At 23.8% G+C, this 690-nt stretch carries 1 protein-coding gene; it reads left to right on the top strand.

Translation table 11 applies throughout. The annotated features are described in order from the left end of the window. Positions 1–366: 366 nt before the first annotated feature. Positions 367–690, top strand: a 324-nt coding sequence (locus AC6UDG_RS07230) for an alpha-amylase family glycosyl hydrolase (RefSeq protein WP_500706929.1), incomplete at its 3' end; no start/stop codon positions are given.

The following is a 690-nucleotide window of genomic DNA, read 5'->3' as shown; positions in this document are numbered from 1 at the left end:
GTTTACTTGAGTAAATAGGAACCTGTATCATCAATCTATATTTTGATAAGTATATTAATAATATAAGATATTACACAAAGATTATATATTTTAGGAAGTTTTTATATTTAAGGATTTACATAGGCTCATAACCAATGTAAATCCTTTTTTGTGTTTGAAATTTATATGAATATAAGATTTTTAATATTTATGTTAACAACAAGTAATACTTAAAAGCATATCAACACTATATTTAAAAAATTATATTTATCGTTTAATTTTTTTGTTATTTATTTATTCTAATTATTTGACATTTATAATTATGGAATTATTATTGTTCTTTGAAAGCGCTTGCAAAAATAATTAATAACGAGGTGAATTTGAGTTATGGTAGGAATTAATAAAAATAATTGGTGGAGAAATGCTGTAGGATATCAAATTTATCCTAAAAGTTTTAATGATAGCAATAATGATGGCATTGGAGATATTAATGGAATTATTAATAAAATTCCATATATTAAATCATTAGGTGTTACATTTGTTTGGATATCACCTTTTTTTGCTTCCCCAAATATTGATAATGGTTATGATGTATCCGATTACGAAGCAATCGATCCTCAGTATGGAACAATGTATGATGTAAAAAACATGATACATAAGTTTCATCAAGCTGGAATTAAGGTCGTTTTTGATTTAGTAATTAACCATACA

The organism is Fructilactobacillus sp. X2R1C1 (genome assembly GCF_059901435.1).
Note: the sequence above shows the minus strand (reverse complement) of the source record. Positions and strands in the feature narration are given on the sequence as shown.